Annotated in this window: 21 protein-coding genes, 1 pseudogene and 1 riboswitch; of the genes and pseudogenes, 9 read left to right on the top strand and 13 right to left on the bottom strand. The window is 35.2% G+C overall.

Translation table 11 applies throughout. The features are described 5' to 3' along the window. Positions 1–25: 25 nt before the first annotated feature. Positions 26–964 carry a manganese-dependent inorganic pyrophosphatase gene (locus AN964_RS16055; RefSeq protein ID WP_055740659.1) on the bottom strand — a complete coding sequence of 313 codons (939 nt, stop codon included), beginning with the start codon at positions 962–964 and terminating at the stop codon, positions 26–28. A 120-nt stretch (positions 965–1084) separates the two neighbouring features. Then, positions 1085–1894 (bottom strand): YitT family protein, encoded by an 810-nt coding sequence (locus AN964_RS16060; RefSeq protein WP_055740660.1) that lies wholly within the window; start codon positions 1892–1894, stop codon positions 1085–1087. Positions 1895–2058: 164 nt separating this feature from the next. On the opposite strand from AN964_RS16060, the gene AN964_RS16065 reads away from it, so the two are divergent. Then, on the top strand, positions 2059–2370 hold the full coding sequence (locus AN964_RS16065; protein ID WP_055740661.1) for a hypothetical protein: 312 nt from the start codon (positions 2059–2061) through the stop codon (positions 2368–2370). A gap of 316 nt (positions 2371–2686) precedes the next feature. After that, positions 2687–3769: a sporulation integral membrane protein YtvI gene (gene ytvI, locus AN964_RS16070; protein ID WP_055740662.1), complete on the top strand. Its 1083-nt coding sequence runs from the start codon at positions 2687–2689 to the stop codon at positions 3767–3769. A 31-nt stretch (positions 3770–3800) separates the two neighbouring features. Here ytvI and AN964_RS16075 read toward each other — a convergent pair whose 3' ends face one another. Both AN964_RS16075 and AN964_RS16080 read right to left on the bottom strand, forming a co-directional pair. After that, positions 3801–4085, bottom strand: a complete 285-nt coding sequence (locus AN964_RS16075; RefSeq protein WP_055740663.1) for a hypothetical protein — start codon at positions 4083–4085, stop codon at positions 3801–3803. A gap of 15 nt (positions 4086–4100) precedes the next feature. After that, positions 4101–5381, bottom strand: coding sequence for an ArsB/NhaD family transporter (locus tag AN964_RS16080; protein WP_055740664.1), 1281 nt, complete (start codon positions 5379–5381; stop codon positions 4101–4103). A 271-nt stretch (positions 5382–5652) separates the two neighbouring features. Here AN964_RS16080 and AN964_RS16085 point away from each other — a divergent pair, with 271 nt between their 5' ends. The 4 genes from AN964_RS16085 (at position 5653) to AN964_RS26450 (ending at position 9784) form a co-directional block, all read left to right on the top strand. Continuing rightward, a complete protein-coding gene (locus AN964_RS16085) occupies positions 5653–6483 on the top strand; it encodes a thermonuclease family protein (RefSeq protein ID WP_055740665.1) in 831 nt (276 codons plus the stop codon). 219 nt (positions 6484–6702) lie between these two features. Beyond that, positions 6703–8175, top strand: a complete 1473-nt coding sequence (locus AN964_RS26100) for an NTTRR-F1 domain (RefSeq protein WP_055740666.1) — start codon at positions 6703–6705, stop codon at positions 8173–8175. 66 nt (positions 8176–8241) lie between these two features. Next, positions 8242–9327, top strand: a complete 1086-nt coding sequence (locus tag AN964_RS16095) for a tetratricopeptide repeat-containing glycosyltransferase family 2 protein (protein WP_055740667.1) — start codon at positions 8242–8244, stop codon at positions 9325–9327. Positions 9328–9640: 313 nt separating this feature from the next. After that, positions 9641–9784, top strand: a complete 144-nt coding sequence (locus AN964_RS26450) for a hypothetical protein (RefSeq protein WP_161809264.1) — start codon at positions 9641–9643, stop codon at positions 9782–9784. Between the two features lie 48 nt (positions 9785–9832). Here the strand turns inward: AN964_RS26450 and ribH are convergent, their stop codons facing one another. The 6 genes and pseudogenes from ribH to AN964_RS16125 form a co-directional block, all read right to left on the bottom strand. Next, positions 9833–10300: a 6,7-dimethyl-8-ribityllumazine synthase gene (gene ribH, locus AN964_RS16100; protein WP_055740668.1), complete on the bottom strand. Its 468-nt coding sequence runs from the start codon at positions 10298–10300 to the stop codon at positions 9833–9835. Positions 10301–10332: 32 nt separating this feature from the next. Further along, positions 10333–10953 (bottom strand): annotated as a pseudogene (gene ribB, locus AN964_RS16105) (3,4-dihydroxy-2-butanone-4-phosphate synthase); the annotation flags it as partial. Between the two features lie 4 nt (positions 10954–10957). Beyond that, positions 10958–11614, bottom strand: coding sequence for a riboflavin synthase (gene ribE, locus AN964_RS16110; protein WP_055740669.1), 657 nt, complete (start codon positions 11612–11614; stop codon positions 10958–10960). Positions 11615–11620: 6 nt separating this feature from the next. Continuing rightward, a complete protein-coding gene (ribD, locus tag AN964_RS16115; RefSeq protein WP_055740670.1) occupies positions 11621–12712 on the bottom strand; it encodes a bifunctional diaminohydroxyphosphoribosylaminopyrimidine deaminase/5-amino-6-(5-phosphoribosylamino)uracil reductase RibD in 1092 nt (363 codons plus the stop codon). A gap of 327 nt (positions 12713–13039) precedes the next feature. Then, a riboswitch (FMN riboswitch) is annotated at positions 13040–13186 on the bottom strand. Between the two features lie 99 nt (positions 13187–13285). Beyond that, complete coding sequence (locus AN964_RS16120; protein ID WP_055740671.1) at positions 13286–13741, bottom strand: DUF2243 domain-containing protein; 456 nt, start codon at positions 13739–13741, stop codon at positions 13286–13288. Between the two features lie 228 nt (positions 13742–13969). After that, complete coding sequence (locus tag AN964_RS16125; protein WP_055740672.1) at positions 13970–14278, bottom strand: hypothetical protein; 309 nt, start codon at positions 14276–14278, stop codon at positions 13970–13972. A gap of 172 nt (positions 14279–14450) precedes the next feature. On the opposite strand from AN964_RS16125, the gene AN964_RS16130 reads away from it, so the two are divergent. Beyond that, a complete protein-coding gene (locus AN964_RS16130; protein WP_235950583.1) occupies positions 14451–15692 on the top strand; it encodes an MFS transporter in 1242 nt (413 codons plus the stop codon). Between the two features lie 221 nt (positions 15693–15913). Here AN964_RS16130 and AN964_RS16135 read toward each other — a convergent pair whose 3' ends face one another. Further along, on the bottom strand, positions 15914–16246 hold the full coding sequence (locus AN964_RS16135; protein WP_055740673.1) for a PepSY domain-containing protein: 333 nt from the start codon (positions 16244–16246) through the stop codon (positions 15914–15916). A gap of 180 nt (positions 16247–16426) precedes the next feature. On the opposite strand from AN964_RS16135, the gene AN964_RS25665 reads away from it, so the two are divergent. Together AN964_RS25665 and AN964_RS26745 are read left to right on the top strand one after the other, a co-directional pair. Beyond that, positions 16427–16549, top strand: coding sequence for a YjcZ family sporulation protein (locus AN964_RS25665; RefSeq protein WP_083489375.1), 123 nt, complete (start codon positions 16427–16429; stop codon positions 16547–16549). A gap of 35 nt (positions 16550–16584) precedes the next feature. After that, on the top strand, positions 16585–16716 hold the full coding sequence (locus AN964_RS26745; RefSeq protein ID WP_083489376.1) for a YjcZ family sporulation protein: 132 nt from the start codon (positions 16585–16587) through the stop codon (positions 16714–16716). Between the two features lie 252 nt (positions 16717–16968). Here the strand turns inward: AN964_RS26745 and AN964_RS16140 are convergent, their stop codons facing one another. Both AN964_RS16140 and AN964_RS16145 read right to left on the bottom strand, forming a co-directional pair. Further along, the gene (locus tag AN964_RS16140) at positions 16969–18456 is read right to left on the bottom strand and encodes an alkaline phosphatase family protein (protein ID WP_055740674.1); all 1488 of its coding nucleotides are present in this window, start codon (positions 18454–18456) and stop codon (positions 16969–16971) included. A 96-nt stretch (positions 18457–18552) separates the two neighbouring features. Then, entirely contained in the window at positions 18553–19281 is a 729-nt protein-coding gene (locus AN964_RS16145; protein WP_055740675.1) for an endonuclease/exonuclease/phosphatase family protein, read from the bottom strand. Between the last annotated feature and the right edge of the window lie 48 nt (positions 19282–19329).

The raw sequence follows: 19329 nt of genomic DNA on the forward strand, positions 1-19329 counted from the left end.
GCACTGCCCTTTTAAGTTTTATCTATTAAAGTTGAATCGACTTAAATGCTTCTGTTAATACTGGAACGATTTGCTTTTTGCGGGAAACAACACCTTTTAATAAGGCCGTGTTGTTTTGAAGCTCAACATTGTAAGCTTTCTCCACTGCCTTTGCGCCTCGTCCAAGCGCGATAGCTGTGGAATCGTTTGTTAAAATATCTGTTACAACAAATAAGAATAAATCTAACTGCTTATCTCCAATTACTTTAGATAGCGCACTCTCCACTTCTTCTTGACGGGAGAAAACATCGTTAATATCTACGGCATTTACTTGGGCGATTTCGACTTTGTATTCACCCATTTGAAATTCCTTTGCATCCAACGAAATAAGCTGATTAATTGTTTTATCACTTAAATCTGCCCCTGCTTTTAGCATCGCTAATCCGTAGGTATCTGCATCTACACCTGCGATAGAAGCTAATTCCTTCGCAGCTGCCACATCTTCACTTGTGCAGGTAGGAGATTTAAATAATAACGAGTCAGAAATGATTGCTGAAAGCATTAAACCAGCAATTTCTTTTCGAATTTGAACTCCATTTTCTTTATATAATTTATTTAGAATTGTTGCTGTACAGCCAACTGGCTCAGCACGATAGTATAATGGATCACTTGTTTCAAAGTTTGCAATACGATGATGATCAATAACTTCAAGAACGCGTACTTCATTAATGTCATCTGCACTTTGTTGTCGTTCATTATGGTCTACCAAAATAACGTTTTTCACTTCATTTGCAACTTTTTCAACCAAACGAGGTGCCTCAACCTTAAAATAATCTAAAGCATACTTTGTTTCACCGTTCATTTCTCCAAGTCTTACCGGTTCCACATCCATGCCTAGCTTTGTTTTTAATTCCGCATATGCAATTGCAGAACAAATTGTATCCGTGTCAGGATTTTTGTGTCCGAAAATAAGTACCTTTTCCATTGCTCTTCTCCTTCAATTTATATGTAGATTCAATAATAACGCCCACATACTTCGTGTGGACGTTATTTATAGTTCCTATTTTATCATATACTATATCTATTTTACTAAAATGTTCTAAAATTATCCTCTGTGAAACAATCCCATAACCTCAGTTGTTTCTGTTATATTTACAAATGCATCTCGGTCTGTTTCATTAATCAATTTTTTAACATCCGTTAATTGGTACCGTGTAATAACGGTCATTAGAATTTTACGGTCTTCCCCTGAATATGCACCTTCACCATTCATAATCGTTACACCACGATATAAATTTGCTAAGAGCTTTTCTTTCATTTCCTCGCCTTTTTTCGTCACAATTGTTAAAGTTAATTTAATATGATTTGTATGAATCGTATCAATTACCTTACCAGTAGCATAAATTGCCACCAACGTATTAAGGGCAGCATCCCATGTAAAAATAAATCCTGAAATTAAAACAATAATTCCATTCATTGCCGAAATAAGTGCCCCTAGTGGAAAGTCCTTTTTCTTTGTTAGCAGCATTGCAATGATGTCGAATCCACCGGAAGAACCTGAAGACCTGAAAATAATTCCAATTCCTACACCAGTTAATACCCCGCCTGTTAAGGAAGCCAATAACGGCTCCGTTGTTATTTGTACAACAGGGATTACATATAACCCTACTGATAGGACAACTACGGATAAAATAGTATAAAAAATAAATCGTTTTCCAAGTTTTATAAATCCTAAAACTAAAAGCGGAAAATTTAAAAGAAAATTGAAAATCCCCGTATTAATCGGTGTGATAAACCCAAGCATAATCGCAATTCCACTCAAACCGCTGCTTAAAATATGATGTGGAATGAGAAAAAAATTATAGGCAACAGCTACGATTAATGACCCAATAATAATGGTAAAAATATTGCGCATTATTATTCCCCTCTTATTCTGTAAAAATGCTTTAATTTATTATAGTAGAGAAATAAATAATGTTTAAGATAATAGTTTTTTCAGAATGTTGAACCCGATTTCTTCATTTAAAGTGGCATATTATGTTATAGACAAGCATAAAAAAAGATAAGAGGTGATTAACATTGAATGCAATATTAAAATCCAAGAAAACCGCATTTTTTATTATTCTTTTTTGCTTAATTTTAGTTGCCTATTTAAATACAATTTCTAATCGTGATCTTGACCAAATCACAATGGATATCCCAGCAATTTCTGATACAAAAACTTCTAGTATCACTTCCCCAACATTAGAGGAAAGATTGGTAGGCACAGAAGAAGTAGATGGGTATACAGTCGAAACCTATCAGGAATTTGAAGTTTATAAGGATAAAGAAGGCAATATTCAAAAGGTTGTACCAACATCGAATTTTAATTACATACGGTATTACAAATGAAAAGATTACTAAACCCATTGTTGCACAATGGGTTTTCCCTTTGCTATCGTAAATTCTCTTTGATGAAAACAAGTAATGGAAAATTGGTAGATTCTTGTTATACTATACATATTAAGAACTGCGCAAGCGGCTTGCTCATCGGCGTATGGATACGTGAAATTTGAAACGAATTTTACCTGATGCCCTTACCCACAGGGAGGAGAGAGGGAAATCCGCTTACTGATAGCTGTTTACGCTAGCCAAAGACTTAACTTATTTAAATAATTTTTGAGATAGAAAACTTATACTTTCTTATCTCTTAAGAAGGGGAAGTTGCATGGGTGAGATAGTGTGGTCTTTTATCAAAAGACATTATAAAACGATAATTGATATCGTGATATTAATTGCAGTGATTTGGCTTTCTTTTAAATTTGCCAATTGGATATTCGGAATTGCGACTCCAATCGTGTTTGGAGCCATTATTTATATGCTTATCAAACCAATGGTGAAATTACTTGTTGCCATAAAAATAAAGCGAGGCGCCGCAATAGCCATTTCGCTAGTCATATATTTAATCGCTGCACTTGCTGTCATTTTTTTCGGAGGAATGATTGCAGTCAATCAGGTTCATAATTTAATAGCGAAAATGCCTCATTATATTGACACATTAAAAAGTAATTTTGGAGTAGAATTTCACCATCTTCGGCGTCAATATACCGACCTTCCATATGGAATACCAGAAAAGGTCAATGAAAAAATTGGTTCCATAGGACAGAAATTTATGGTTTATTTTTCCAAATTTTTATGGACCCTTGTTGGAACAGTCAATACAAGCATAGTATTTATCGGGAATTTGCTTCTTGGGATTATTTTAGCTTACTTCTTAGGAAAAGACGCTGAAAAAGTAAGAGCGAAATTCAATGAAATAGCACCTAACTGGATGAAAGAGGGCTGGGATTTTTTACGGATTAATGTTATAAGCGGGATTACTAAATATATAACAGCTCAATTAAAATTAATGACGATTACGTTCGTGATTATCTTTATCTCATTGCTAATATTCCGTGTTAACAATGCATTTATTATCTCGATATTGTCTGCGGTATTTGATATACTTCCACTTTTAGGTGTTGCCACTATATTTGTTCCGTGGATCATTTATTTGTTTATAGTCGGAAACACAGCATTAGCAATTAAACTGCTAATTGTATACGGTATTGTATTCCTTGTAAGACAGTTATTGGAGCCAAAGATTGTCGGAGAGTCATTAGGGGTTTCAGCCTTTATTATGCTTTCATTAATGGTAATCTTTCTCGGTTTATTTGGATTTTGGGGAATGCTCTTAACGCCAATCCTAACAATCTTATTAAAAGAACTATACAGTCAAGGTTATTTTAAAAGATGGATTCGAATGGAATGATAAATAAAAAAGACTCGGGCTCGAGTCTTTTTTAGTCTACCCATTCTAATTTCTTTACAAGTTGCCATCGAAATAGAGCTGCCAGTAACACAGCATATGAATCATCCCGGACAATAATTTGAACCTGGTTATCTTCAAAGGTATAAAACAAAACATCTGTATATACCTTATCCCTTTCAAAGAAATTGCGAACTTCATGAAGTCTTTTAAATGTCTCATCATTTTTTGGTTTAAACATAATTTCTATTCCATCTTCTCGTTTCGTTTCATTTATGATCACAACATTTTCATTCATTTCATATTTGATTTTCCCCATTTCTTTCCCTCCTCTTTATAATAAGTATCTCAGATAGATGTACGCCATCGAAATCAATATTGAAATCAACATAAGCGGAAATCCGATTAATAAATATTTTACGAAAGTAATCTTATATCCTTCTTTTCCAGCTAGCCCTGCCACAACTAAATTAGCGCTTGCTCCAATTAACGTCCCATTTCCTCCAAGACAGGCTCCAAGTGATAAAGACCACCACAAAGGCTCCAGATCATGAATCCCTAAATGTCCCATTTGCTGAATTAACGGAATCATCGTTGCCACAAATGGGATATTATCAATAAAAGCGGAGGCTACAGCACTAAGCCAAAGAATTAAAAAAGAACTTGATGTAACATGGCCTCCCGTTAACTCGATTGCATAGGACGCAATTTTTGCAATTACCCCAGTTTCTACTAATCCTGAAACGAGAACAAATAAACCCACAAAGAAGAAAATAGTTGTCCATTCCACTTTTCCAAGGGCACTTTCTAAATAACTCTCACCGGATAAGAGCAATAGGATAAATGCGCCCGCTAATGCAACGGTTGCGGTATCTACTTTTATAAATTCATGTAAAAAGAAGCCAAGAATCGTTAATCCCATGATGGTAAGAGATTTAATCATAAGCTTTTTATCTGTAATCTCATCCTTTTCATTCAGGCTCATGATTCTTTTTCGAATTTCGTTAGATGTTTTAAAGTCTTTTCTATAAATCATCATTAGTAAAAGAATGGTTACTACCATAATAATTAGAATAATCGGAGTTAAATTTGTAATAAATTTCATGAACGTTAAGGAAGGGACAGCACTCCCAATCATTATATTTGGCGGATCTCCAATCATCGTTGCGGTCCCGCCAATATTGGACATCAATATTTCCGAAATAAGAAACGGAATCGGTGATATGTTTAATTGGCGCGTGATACTAAAGGTGACAGGCACCATCAGCAAAACTGTTGTGACATTGTCCAAAAAAGCAGATCCAATACCAGTAATAAGAGATAGAACAAGTAATATCGCGATTGGTCTTCCTTTTACTTTTTTTGCAGACCATATTGCAACATACTTAAATACACCCGTTTCACCAGTAATCGAAACCATGATCATCATACCGATCAGTAGTCCTAAAGTATTAAAATCAATATGATGAATGGCGGTTTCCTGCGTTACAATTCCAAAAATAATCATTAGGGAACCGCCAATCATTGCGATAATCGTTCGATGAATTTTTTCTGAAATAATAAGTCCGTAAGTCAGTAAAAAAATGGCAATTGCTATTATCGCTTCATTTGTCAAGCATGATCATCCCTTTTATGCTATTTATGTATTCTATATATTATTTCCAATAGATATTGAAAATAATGGAAGTACATAAAAAAAGGAAGCCTGTTTTGACAGACTCCACCTTTTTTATAACCAAAATATTATTTTATATGAATATATTAACAAATAAAAATACTCGATACAACCGTTAACCTTTTTAAGTCGTTCTCTTGTAAAATTGCAGTTTTATATATAAATTAATCATAGATATTAAAATGCATATTAATTAAGGAGTTTGAAAAAGGTGTCAACAAAGAAAAACAACATTAAAAAAATAGGCTTCTTACTTCTATTTATTTTCGGATTGTTAGGAGCATGTTCCCAACAAACAGAGAACCACACAAATCAAACAGCTTTGCCTAAAGGTCTAGTCTCTGGAACAGTTGTTAAAAATGTAGATGGTGATACAGTTCATGTAAGCATTAATGGCAAAGAGGAAGATATACGACTACTGCTTATAGACACTCCTGAAACGCATAAGCCCGGAACACCTGTACAACCATATGGACCAGAAGCTAGTAATTATGCTGAAAAGGAACTAGCTGTGGGCACGAAAGTCATGGTAGAAGAAGGAGTGAAAGGACACGAACGTGACAAATATGGGAGATTGCTAGCTTATATTTATTTGCCAAACGGAAAAATGTACAATGAGGAGGTTGTAAAAAAAGGGCTTGCGCGTGTTGCATATATTTACGAACCTAATACAAAGCATTTAAGTGACTTAAAAGAAGATGAGAATTATGCGAAGTCGCACAAGTTAGGTATTTGGTCTATTCCAGGCTATGTAACAGACAGAGGATATGATATTAGCAAATCATCCAAAAGTTCTTCAAATACTGTATCAAAACATACAAGTACTGGTGTTCAATATTCTTCTAATAATACATCTAAAAATACTTCATCCGATGGGAAAGAGAACAATACAAGCTGTAAAGGAAAGATTAAAGGAAATGCAAACAGTAAAATCTATCATGTTCCTGGCGGAGAATACTATAATCTCAACATGAAACATATTGTGTGGTTTTGTTCAGAATCGGATGCACAAAAGGCCGGCTATCGAAAATCACAAAGATGAAATGAAAAGCTCTGCATAGTAGCAGGGCTTTCTTTAATTTCTTCAATTGAACTCTACATTTATGAATAAACATGGAAGCTCCTGTCTTTTTACTACAAATCGGTTAAATATCATAGTAATTACACACAAACTAAACCTATATTTAGTACATATATTATAGGACAGCTTAATCATAGTAATAAAATGAATTAGTGAAGCATTTTGAAAGGAGGTATTATATTGACAAGCAGCAACAAAATCTTAAACGGTGGATTTGAAAACAATACATTTCCTCCTTGGGAGAACTCTAATGCAACCTTCACAACTCAATTTTCACATAGTGGACGTCAAGCCGCAAAACTTATTGGGGACACGAAAAATAGCTTTATTTATCAGTTAGTAAATACAACTCCTACTGAACAATTTGTTTTTTCCGGATTTTTAGGTAAAATTGGTAAACTTCCAAGCCCTCCTCTATCTATATCCCTTGCATATTATGATAAGGACCTTAACTTCTTAGAATATGGTTTAATTACCAATTTTCCAAAAGGTCACCTGACAAATACCGCAGATGAAGAGTGGCTTAAGGTCAATGAAACAACCTCTATCGCCCCACTTGGTACTACACAAGCTTTACTATTAATTAATAAACTCCCGCAAACTGGAACTGCCGATGTAATCGTGGATGACGTCGAACTATTAGACGTAAGTACGTATATAGAGAATAACAAGGAGGTTGTATCTTCTGCAGTAACCAAATCCTTGACTGTTGGTGCAACAGAGGAAACTAATCAAATGGAAACATACTCCAATACCCCTGCGATGAATCGAATTTATGTGGCAAATTCAGGGGATACCGAGGTCTCCGTCATCGATGGAATAACCAATTCGGTAATCGCTACCATACCAGTCAGCAGTTCAGATCTTAGTCCTGGTAATGTTGGTGTGAATCCGATAACAAATCGAATTTATGTGGCAAACGCATCTAATCATAATGTCTCTGTCATTGATGGAACAACTAATACTATCATAGCTACCGTGACTGTCGGTACAGAGCCAATTGGTGTAGGGGTAGATCTGGTGACAAACCGATCTTTTGTTGCAAATTTTACCAGTGCAAATGTTTCCGTCATCGATGGAGACTCTTACACAGTAATCGCCACAATTCCATTAACTAGACCAAGATATGTAAGTGTAAATTCAATAACAAATCAAGTATACGTTTCGAATGATTACCCATACAATAACATCAATGTTATCAATGGAACTACAAATGCAGTAATTGCAACGATTCCGGTAGGCAATGATCCAGTGGGGATTGATATCAATCCAATATCAAACCAAATTTATGTTGTTAATGAGTCCGATAATAATGTATCTGTCATCGATGGTGCGACTAATACAGTTGTGGCCACCATAGCTGTAGGTACACAACCGGAAGGGATAGGTGTAAATCCCATTACTGGTAGAATTTACGTTGCAAACACATCAAACCGCAATATCTCCGTAATTGATGGCAACACTAATTATGTCATAGCTACTGTTACGGTAGGAATTGGACCTGTTGGCGTTGGTGTAAATCCTTTAACACATAAAATTTATGTGTCCAATCTTGGAAACGACAATGTTTCTGTTATCAGCGGAACTACCAATACGGTTATAGCTACTGTATTAGTTGGACCTGGTCCAACAGCAATAAGTGTAAATCCCTAATTAATAAAAATTTGTTGCCTCCCCAATTAGTTACAGTTCTTATCATAAAAAATATGGAGGTAAAAAATGATTACAATAAGCCTTTGTATGATCGTTAAAAATGAACAGCAAACGCTTGAACATTGTTTACAGTCTGTTAAAGATGCAACAGACGAAATTATTATAATGGATACAGGTTCAACAGACCAAACAAAAGAGATAGCAAAAAAATGGACTACATTGGTCTATGACTTTGAATGGAATGATCATTTTGCTGATGCACGAAATGCAGCCTTTGCTAAATCGACAAAGGATTATATACTGTGGCTTGACGCAGATGATATTCTTCTTCCAAAAGATTATGAGAAGCTTTTAAAACTTAAACAGTCACTTTCTCCTGAAGTTGATGCTGTATCCATGCCATATCATTGTGATTTTGATGACTTTGGTAATACCACTTTAAAAGTTAGGCGTATCAGGTTGATAAAGCGATTAAGGAATTACCAGTGGGAAGGTGCCGTCCACGAAGATTTATTAATAGATGATGGAAATATTTATGATTCTGATATTGTTATAACTCACAGAAAAAATCACAAAACTTCTGATCCTGATCGAAATTTAAAAATTTATGAGAAGCTTTTAAAAAGGGAAAAAGATCTTACTGCAAGGGACTCTCTTCACTATGCGATGGAACTTCATCAACATAGAGAATACAGGAAAGCTACAGAATACTATCTGAAATTTCTAGACTTTGGGAATTTATCAGATGAAAATAGAATTCTTGCATATACTAGACTAGCAGATTGTTATTATTATCTAGGTGATCGAAAAAAGGAAAGAGAATGTACATTTAAAACGTTTGAATACGATGTGCCTCGTCCTGAAAGCTGTTGCCGCTTAGGTTATTATTTCTTGGAAAAGCAACAATACCATCAAGCCATATTTTGGTATAAAACGGCGGCAGAATCAAAAGATACAAGTAATTGGTCTGTACAAAATGAAACAAGCAAGACCTGGCTTCCACATATGCAGCTCGGTCTTTGTTACTTCCAAATTGGCGAATACGAGCTATCTTACCATCACAACAAAATTGCACACAGTTTTCAACCGAACAATGAAGGTATTACTCATAATATTAAACTCCTAGAAGATTTATTAAAAAACAAAATGTAACCAATACTTATTAGGAGAATCCCCATTTTTTAGAAACCTTAATCTATCATTATTACAAGGCATTACATTTTCTGTAGTATAAGAGCATTGATTTTATATTAAACCTCAACTTATATACACTAATTTCAAGTCTATGGTGCTATCCTTCGCAAGAAAAGTACACAAAGCTTATAAAGTACTTAGTAACTAAATATTGGAAAATAAGACATCCATTTAAAATGAGGTGTCTTATTTTAAACGAGCCACATTTTTACATAAATAAATAATAAATAGACAATTATATAAATAAATATTTGTTTTGGAGTGATAGTAAATGGATATGGTTTTTAAATTGATCACATACGGAATGTATATTCCATTAACCGTCATTCCTCTCTATGTTGCCATAAAAGGAGCATATGAGGATAAATCTTTATTAAAGGATGCAATGAATACGGTTAAGGAAAAGATGAAATAGCCCTTTGCAGAAGGGCTATTCATTTTCAAAAAAATATAGATTTAAAAATCAGTCAAAACTTCTGCATAAGTTTGCCATTTCAATGGCAGATACTGCTGCATCCCAACCCTTATTCCCAGCTTTTGTGCCTGCTCTTTCAATAGCTTGTTCGATAGAATCCGTTGTAAGAATCCCAAAAATAACTGGGATATTTGAATTTAATGATGTATTGGAAACACCCTTTGCCGCTTCTTTGCATACATAATCAAAATGTGGAGTAGAGCCGCGAATTACCGTTCCAAGTGTAATAACAGCATCGTACCTTTTACTATTCGCCATTTTCTGAGCAATAAGCGGAATTTCAAATGCACCTGGAACCCAAGCAATGTCTACATTTTCCTCACTAACGCCATGCCGCTTTAATGCATCCTGTGCGCCGCCTAGTAACTTGCTTGTAATAAATTCGTTAAAACGACCTACAACGACTCCTATTTTTAAACCAGTTCCTACTAAATTACCTTCAAATATTTGTCCCATTTTTTCTTCCTCCTATTACATTTTAATTAAATTAGATATTCTTGTTTCGTTTGTTGGTAATGAACAAGATCTTTTATGGTAATCATTTTCAATCCAAATTTTTTTGCTAATATACTTAACTGAGGGACTCTTGCCATGGAGCCATCCGCATTCATTATTTCACAAATCACTCCTGCAGGTTTTGCACCGCAAAGTCTTGCTAAGTCAACTGCTGCTTCTGTATGTCCTTGCCTTTGTAATACTCCTCCTTCTCTTGCTATTAAAGGAAAGACATGGCCAGGTCTATTAAAATCAGAAGCAATGGAATTCTCATCTATCAGATGGAGAATAGTAGCAGAACGTTCATAAGCCGAAATCCCTGTGGTAGAAAACTTATGATCAATACTCACGGTAAACGCTGTTTCATGTGAATCAGTATTTTTAGACACCATCGGAGTTAATTCGAGCTTTTGCGCTAATTCTTTTTCAATTGGCACACAAACAAGTCCCCTGCCATGTGTTACCATAAAATTAATAATCTCCGGTGAAGCTTTCTCCGCAATCGCGATAAAGTCTCCCTCGTTTTCCCTATTTTCATCATCACAAACAATGACAACTTTCCCTAGTTTTAAATCTTGTATAGCCTCTTCAATTGTGTTAAACAACAAAACCATCTCCTCATTTGAACCCGTTTTCTTCTAAAAACGCTTCCGTAATCCCTAAACTCTTTTTTGCACTATTTACTGTGGCATTGACTAAAAAATGACTCACATATTTCCCTAGCATATCGCATTCGATATTTACGATGTCTCCTTTACTTTTTAACCCTAAAACAGTTTCGGAGAGAGTATGTGGGATAATGGATAAAGTGAAGCCATTTTCACTGACACCAAAAACCGTTAAGCTTGTTCCATCTACAGCAACAGATCCACGCAGGATGATATATTTCAACATTTCTTTATCCGTCTCTATTTCGTAGTAAACTGCATTCTCAACTTTTTTCTTCGTTATAATGGTGCCTGTACCATCAACGTGTCCCGATACAAAATGGCCGCCAAACCGGCCGCCTGCCGCCATAGCTCTTTCTAAATTTACCTTCGATCCTCGGGTAAGGGCTACAAGGCTTGTAGCTTTTACAGTTTCTGGCATAACATCAACCGAAAATTGATTATTTGTATAGGATGTAACGGTCAAACATACTCCATTTATAGCGATGCTGTCTCCTAGATGAATATCATCCATTATTTTGTCTGCTCCAATAGTCAGGATAAATGAGTCTCCTGTACGCTTTATTTCTTGAATGATTCCCATTTCCTCAATAATCCCTGTAAACATTTGCTTTTAAGACACCCCCATTGGTACAGCAATAATTCTGATATCATTTCCGATCTTATCAATTTGCGAAAAACGCAGTAAAGGAACATCCTTGATTTTTTCTATACCGGCACCTCCAAATGTAGCAGGAGCATTATCTCCTCCTATCAGTTTTGGAGCTATATAGGTGATTACTTCCTGGAATGCATTTTCCTTTAGGAAGCTCCCTTGTACCTTTGCGCCTCCTTCAACAAAGATGGACGTAATTCCCTGCTCACCTAACACTTTTAGCATTTCTTTCATTTCGATAAAGGATTTCTCCATTTTAATGATTTCTACTCCCTGCCTGATTAGAGCTTCTTCTTTACATGAATCTACGCTGTTTCCTGAAATTATATAAGTTTCCGCCGATTTATCTGTAACTACATTTGAGTTTAAAGGGATTCTTAAGGTGGTATCCAAAATAATCCTTATGGGATTTTTCCCCCCATTTATTAATCTTGTTGTAAGCATAGGATCATCTTTTATGATTGTATTAACTCCAACTAAAATGGCATCATGCATATGGCGGAATCGATGAACGTCCTCTCTTGCTTCTTTGCTGGTAATCCATTTGCTTTCTCCCGTTACCGTGGCAATTTTCCCATCAAGACTGATGGCAGTTTTAACAGTTACATACGGAAGACCTGAGCTCGCATAATGAAAAAATACTTTATTAAGTTTTTTTGCTTCTTCCTGAAGTAAGCCTACCTCCACTTCGATACCTGCTTGTTTCATTCTTTGAATACCGTTTCCGCAAACTTGCGGATTTGGATCTACTGTTGCGACGAAGACTTTTTTAATCCCAGATTGGATGATTAATTCTGCACATGGAGGAGTTTTACCATAATGACTGCATGGCTCGAGAGTCACATAAAGGGTTGCTCCCCTTGATTTTTCGCCGGCCATTTGTATGGCATGAACCTCCGCATGCGCATCACCCGCTTTCACATGTGCACCTAAACCAACTACTTGATGGTCTTTCACAAGCACTGCACCTACCATAGGATTTGGGGAAGTTTGCCCTGTTGTTGCCTCTGCCATACTTAAAGCTAACTTCATGAAGTCATAATCATTCATATAAATTCTCCTTTTAAACAGAACAAACGCGTATGCGCCGCAGGTCTAGCGTACGGACTGCGCAGTTATATACGAGACCAACGTAAACCGTGCTAATGCAGTTCACGAGTTCATGTTGACTTATCGTAGGGAGAAGACGTTGCATTCCGCTAGACGATTGGCGCTTTAACATGGACATTTATTAAAAAGTTATCTACGGGGTTAAATTTGATAGTAATAATAAAAAAAGGACCCATGAATAATAAAATTCAGGGTCCATTGATTTTAAGGCAATGTCAAATAAAGGTTTAAAAAAGGGTATACTTCCCCCTATAAAAACCTGCTTGTTTCTTCCTTCTCCCATCCAGACTATACTGTCGGTGCTGGATTTTCACCAGCTCCACCGTTTAACAAACTGTTAACCGGGTCACGGACTTAGAAGTTCTTGGCTTCATCACCGCCGGTTGGGAATTTCACCCGACCCCGAAGGATAACATATTTAATTAATATTATTATATGATAGTTTTATCCAAATGAAAACTAAAACACTTTTTTATTTTGGTAACGTATTAAATTTTATTTATGTACAGTCTTTTAAAATACTGGTTTGGCCTTCTTTACTATCCTTTTCGCTATTAAAAAAGCATATGCTCCTGCTGCGATCAAGACAATAGAAAATCCATCATACAATAAGTCATAAAATAAAACATTGTCGGTATGATAATATACATGATGAATTCCTAATAAATGATGATCAATAATTCCTTCCACAAGATTAAATATTCCCCCTCCTAACAGAAATCCTGCCCAAAATGTTAGCTTTGGATGGTTTAGCTTTTCCTTTTCACTTGTCCATAATATATATCCGCCTATAAATACAATAATCGTTACAAAAAAATGAAATAAACCATCGCTGACAATTTGATTAAATCGATTCGTATACATATATACACTGTGAAATTGAAATATTTGGTGCAGTAAAATTCCATCCAGCATTCCGATAATTCCCATCCCAAATAGAAAAGCTCCGATAAATGTGCGATTGCTCATAGTCATCCCCCAATCTTTTATGTAAAAAAGCTGCCAATTTTTTGACAGCTCCCCAATTACTGATCAGACTTTGTAATAGTATTATTTTTATCCACTGTATCAATTCCAGTACTGGAATTCTGATACTTTGTTTCTTTTTTTTGATGAAGCACATTTCACATTTGATACTGTTTTTGATCACTTTGAAATTGGCCCTCTTTGGACATTTCCTTCTCCTCCCAAGTTCACTTAATTACTTTCATCATATGGTGGTTCTTGATTTTCATCCGGATCATCATGTGTTGGATGTGCACCTGGATATTCTCTTGGAAGATCCTGATGGAATGATTTAAATTCATAGTTAAAGTTACTGTATGGTCTTTGCCCTTCTCTCCATGGAGTAGATTTTCCTTGAACTGGATCATCCTCCCCTCGAACAGCTCCATAGGCGCCTTCTGGATATTCTTCAAATATAATAAAATTTTTTCTCGTTTCAACAGTCGAAACATCTGTATAAGAAATTTCTTCTTTGTCAGTGTTTTTCTTTCTGCCCTTCATCTAATTTCACTTCCTTATCCCTTTTCATCTTATTATGTGGACAAATGGCAATACTATTCGCTTCTGCAATTTCGAGGCAGTTTCCATATAGAATTTAATCTTTTTCGCAATAGAAAAATTTTTCTTGTTATACTTACAATATCGAAAATGTATATAAAGGGGGAGGAAGTAATTGGGAGAAAAGATGAAAAATGTTCACCTTCCAATAAAGATCGTTTCGATAGTGACAGCATTGAGCTTAGTGGGAGACTCCATGTTATATATTACCTTGCCGATTTTTTGGAAAGAAGCAGGACTTAGTTCCTTATGGCAGGTAGGTTTTCTATTATCCATCAATCGTTTTGTGCGGCTACCCGCAAATCCGTTAATAGGTTGGCTTTATAATAGGATATCTTTAAAAAGTGGATTAATTTTTGCTATTATCATCGGTTCAATTAGTACATTAGGGTACGGGGTCGTGAAAGGGTTTCTTGGATGGATTATTCTACGCAGCTTATGGGGAATCGCATGGTCCTTTTTTCGAATAGGCGGATTAGCAGTAGTTGTCCAATATTCTAATGATCATGATCGCGGCAAAGCAATGGGACTATATAATGGATTGTATAGAACGGGAAGTTTAGTCGGAATGTTGATTGGCGGTATTCTTGCTCCAATCCTTGGATTGCATGTTGTCTCCATTATTTTCGGGATTTTTTCTTTAATGGGACTTCCATTGATATATAAATATTTACAAACAAAGTCTCTCGAGTCCCGAAAGAAACAACATAAAATAAATATACGCTCATCCTATCAGTCAAAATCTTACATAGCCATATTAGTTATTAGCAGTTTTTTCATTACTATGTTCATACAAGGGATATTCACTTCAACCTTGAGCTCCTTAATTGAACATCATTATGGAAAAAGCATTCAATTAGCAGGGATAATAATCAGTGTTACAGCACTTTCCGGTGTCCTTCAATCTATTCGCTGGGTTTGGGAACCCTTTTTAGGGAGCCGAATTGGAGAATGGTCTGATGGGCCAAAAGGAAGAAAACCATTATTTATCGGATCATTACTTTTAGCAGCTGTTTCTTATGGTTTTCTATCCATCCAAATTACCATTACTTCTTGGATATTTATTACTCTTATCTTCATGGTCTCTGCAACCGGAATCACGACATTAATAGATGCATTAGCAGGGGATATTGCAAAATCATCCAACGCTGTTTCTTTCTTAACACTTTACTCCGTAGTGCAAGATATTGGCGCAGCATTAGGACCTTTTATTGGTTATTTCTTTATTGGCTTTAAATCTGGATTTTTATATCTTTATTTTGGAGTCGCTAGTATTTTTCTATTCCTGGCTCTTATTTGGTTTTTCTTACAGTCCAAACAAAAGGTTTCTTTTAAAACTGAAACACTGGAACAATAACAATACTGTTCATATAGAGGTAACAGCAATCAAAAAAATAATAACTGTTTTTCATACAAGAAGACCACAACTTCAGTTGTTTTCTTGTATTTTTTGATTTACTGATGTAATCCATTCGATACAAATATTAATGTATCGTTAAAAACATACCCCGATGGCACCAATTTTAACAATGCATCCATGGTGGCAACTGCACATCGTAAATGATATGCAGTCAAAATTTATTTCACTTTTTTATCCTTTTTGCGACTATGCTTGCCTTCATTTTCTACTTCTACAATCTTACCAGTATGTGCATCTATCTCAACTTCAAAAAGTACTTTGTTAGAAGTTATAATTTTTACCTCGTAGTAGGTTTTCCCCTCTTCTTTTTCCATTTCAACATTTAAAACATCCCCTTTTATTCTTTTTAAAGCAATATCTTCCGCTTGTTTTTCTGAAATTATATTTTTTTTCACTGTTGATTGGCCAGCTAATTCCGCATTCCCATTAGTATAGAAAACATTAAAGCTAACTGGAATAAATATACAAAACGATAACAATAGTTTTCTCATTGTCACACTCCCCTCTTTTTCTTTATTTTGCTTTATAAAGGGAATTTATATCCTTTCGATTAAGCCTTTTGGTCTAAATCATCATATTTTACTTTACTTTTCAAAATTAGTTTGATGCCTTTCCACCTTTTTCTGATATGACATATCCTATTTTATCCGAACAAAAAGGAGGTTTTATGAATGTCAGACGGCGGAGGATATGGAGCAGGCTTTGCTCTAATTGTTGTATTATTTATCCTGCTTATCATTGTTGGTGCTGCTTTTGTTGGTGGCGGCTATGGCGGTGGTATGGGATATTACTAAAAAATAATCATACTTCATAAATGGAGGTGACTTTTATGTGGTGCGGTGGATGTAGATATCGAGGATACGCTTATACACCAGCTCCAACTGGTATGGGTGCCGGATTTGCCCTTATCGTTGTGCTGTTTATTCTACTAATTATTGTTGGAGCAGTTTGTTGGGCTTAAGATAAGCTAGACTCTTGTTTGTTATCGACGGAAAAATAATTTATCAAGGAAGCCTTTTAATAGGCTTCTTTTTATTTTGTACACACTTTAATGCACCTAAAGAAGGGTTTAATTAACGATAAAAACCCAATTACGCTAAGCAATTACTTAGAAATTGGGCTACTTCCGAAGTATTATATATCCTACTATTACAATTGAAAGAGATAAATTCTAATAATAAACTCTGACCCTTTTATTTTTCAAAATTATACCTCATTGATTGTTACAATTGACCATCATTGACAAAATCCAATTCTTATAGTCAATGATACGTAAGTGCTTGGGCATGGAAGTGGTGCCACTAACAATCAAAGACACCAGGGAGTCTTCCTTGTGTAAACCGCCATGACTTGCACCGCCCACATGTGTAGGAGAACCTTCACCGATAAATTCGTACCCTGGTTTTGCACTTACAATGAGGTACTCCCCTTCGTGTGAGAAAAAGGAAGAATATAATCTTGCTAATGCATCAGGATAATCCCCATATGTTACTTTTTTATTCGTAATAGATAGATTTAATATTTCTGTATTTCCTTCTAAGAACCAATTTTGTTCATACTCATCGACAAATTCTCCATCTGGATAAAATTGAAGACTTCCTTCATGTAATCCTGAGGTTACAGTAATAGTTTTTCCGTTTCTAATGGCAATCACATCAATCCGATCATCATTTTTTAGGATTTTGGCGATTTCCTGTAATGGTGCTTTTTGATTATCAAGGCTATAAATAAATGTCATTCTTTCGTTCACACCTAGTACGATTTCATCCTGGGATGTAACCCCGTTTTTTAATTTGACGATTTTGTAAGAACTCAAAAGATCCCTAAGATCTATCAACGCTTCTTTTTTATTGCCGCTAATCCAGGATTGACCATTGTCTCCAGAAATAATCCATATGTTGTTAGTTAAAGCCTCCTCCCAAGATGAGTATTGATTGAGGATCTTTTGTAATTGTTTATCTACCTTTTGTATGCCTTTTATATCTGTTCTTCCGTTTTTATGCACACTTTGATCTAAATCTGGAAAATAAACAATTGTGAAATTCGGTAGTTTGTTTTGTTTAATAAGATAACCCATTTCATTTGCAGAAAATTTATCGTTAAAACCATATTTTCTCCACGAGGAAGCATATTTTTTGACGGGATTCAACCATTGAAAAGCTCCATATGAAAATAGTTCCGGTGACCCGACCTCCATTCTCCGTTCCATTCCTGTTATCTTGGATAAAAGAAATGGTGTTTTTAAAACAGTTGGATGATTTCCCTTATATAGAAGTGCATTGATAGATGACGTTTTCAATCCTTCATTATGCAGGATTTGATGAATGGTTTTATGTTGTTGGTTTAAATGAACATGATTTAAATTAAAAAATACATCCTCCATGGATTGCTTTAGTCCAAGTTTATAAAGTTCTCTCACATGACTGCCATAATTAACAATTCTTTTTTCTTTTTGATTATACCAGACAAGTCCTGGTACGTTATGTTTATCACAGTAAACACCTGTTAATAATGTACTATCCACGTTAACAGACATGGTTGGAAACGGACTGACAACATTAGGATAATAACAACCACTTTCCATAAAAAATTGAAAAGCAGGAACATTTCCTGAATTTAATGCTGCTTGTAATGCAGAATCCATTAATGTATCAATCATAAGTAAAATAACTCTTTTTTTCGGAGATTGTAATGATGCCATTCATCCTTCTCCTTCCATAGAATGAATTTTGTATAGCTTTTAGTATGAACAAATAACGGATTCATATGAATATTGGGGTACAGGACAAATCATTAATTAATAAATGGAAAGTGTTGCTTTTAAAGGCAAATGATCAGATGATATGGATAATAAGTTAAAAACTTCTACATTAACTACTTGAACCTCTTTGCTCACAAAAAGATAGTCTAATCTTAATCTTGGCTTCTGTGATGGATATGTAAAGCCTGTCCCACTACCAGCAATTTCCCAAACATCTTGAAATGATTTCGTTATATGACACCATTTTTTTGATCCAGGCTTCATATTCCAATCCCCCATAATTATCGTTGGATATGAAGACTTATTAAACTTCTGAAGGATAAAATTCGTTTGTTTTCGATGAAGAAATGTATTTAAACTTAAATGTGAAACATAAAATCGAACTTGCCTTTCATTTATTTGAATGAAAGCTTCATGTAAAGACCTTGGTTCAGCAAGGCCTGATTTTAAATGAAATGTATAACTATTATTCCTTTTAATCGGATAACGAGACAAAATAGCATTTCCATATTCTCGAACATGCGAACGGTTTGGGGAGGATAAGGAAATCGCCGGACTAAACCCTTGATACATGTTTAATTGCTTTGCAAGCCAATAAATTTGATCTTCATAGTTACTCCGTAAAGAAAAATTTCTGTCAACCTCGTTTAGACCAACAATATCTGCCTTACTTTTTTTAATAACATCCGCAATTCGATAAAGATCTGTATGTTTATCGCTCCCTTTACCATGGTGTATATTATAGGTCATAACCGTGATATCCAACTCTTCTCACCTCTAAGATGTAATAAAAAACTAAGCAGCAAGCGATTT

It is taken from the genome of Heyndrickxia shackletonii (assembly GCF_001420715.1).
Lineage (GTDB): Bacteria > Bacillota > Bacilli > Bacillales > Bacillaceae_C > Margalitia > Margalitia shackletonii.